We start from the raw sequence: 1,079 nt of genomic DNA, 5'->3' as shown, positions 1-1,079 counted from the left end.
ACTTAATGTTTGAGGTGAACCCATCTTGGTCACAATCGCCCTATCTATACACAATAAATTAAGTATAGATAGGATTTAGAAAGTGCTGATTGAAAGATGCTTTTTTGTGCAGTGTTTTATGTTTTTTACAAAACGACTACAGAAGTGAAAATGACATTCCGAACTGCTGACTTAAGCCATTCAAAACAATTGCCAAGATCTGCAAAACAAGAAAAGCAAAAATTGGAGATAAGTCTAACCCGCCCATAGCAGGAAGAATTTTTCGAAAAGGAGCCATCACAGGCTCGCATATCTGGTTCACCAACATGAGCGCTGGGTTCGAACTACCAGGAGCAATCCAGCTCGAAATAATCATGATAATTAGTGCAAAGAAGTAAAGTTTTAAAATCATACCTAACACTAACAACACCGATAACGCGATTAATGATCCAATATCTGGCAATCCACCTGCGACTACTAAAAATTTAATCGCAAGCATCACAGCTTGAAAAACCAAAGCGAACAATAAAGTTGCTACATCAACCCCACCAAAACCAGGAATGACTCGTCGTAGAGGAACGACAACAGGATTACTCGCTTTTACAATAAATTGAGAGATAGGGTTATAAAAATCGGCACGAGATACTTGCAGGATAAAACGTAGCAAAATCAAAAATAGATAAAGATAAGTGATGGTATCGAGAATGAGAGTAAAAATTTGTTGCGTCATATTTATAAACAATCCTTTTAAAAACTGCGTCTAGGATATTCGAGCCATCCTTAAATTACAGCTTACAAGAGATTCAGCATTCAACTGCTTTGGGCTGTCATGAAATCAGTGACTTTATCTAAGGTAACAGGCTTTGCATAAAAACTGAGGCCAAGATCTTCGGCTTTGATTTGCACGCGCTCCTGAAAATTCGCAGTCAACAATGCGATGCGGACATTTGGACACAATTCCTGAAGTTTAGGCGCGACCGTCAATCCATCCTGCCCAGGCATATTTAAATCTAAGAAAATGCCTTCATATTTCTGCTGCTTGCAAAGCTCTAAGGCAACCTCTGCTGTTCCAGCTTCTGCAACACAAACATTCGCATAGT

At 39.0% G+C, this 1,079-nt stretch carries 2 protein-coding genes; both read right to left on the bottom strand.

Annotated features, from left to right (window positions below; translation table 11 throughout):
- Positions 1-136: 136 nt before the first annotated feature.
- Positions 137-709, bottom strand: a complete 573-nt coding sequence (locus A3738_RS04010) for a YggT family protein (RefSeq protein ID WP_068482534.1) — start codon at positions 707-709, stop codon at positions 137-139.
- An 80-nt stretch (positions 710-789) separates the two neighbouring features.
- On the bottom strand, positions 790-1,079 hold a 290-nt coding region (locus A3738_RS04005; protein ID WP_068763377.1), incomplete at its 5' end, for a response regulator.

Source organism: Oleiphilus sp. HI0066 (genome assembly GCF_001635725.1).
The sequence above is the reverse complement of the archived record's forward strand: the minus strand, read 5'-3'. Positions and strand labels throughout refer to the sequence as shown.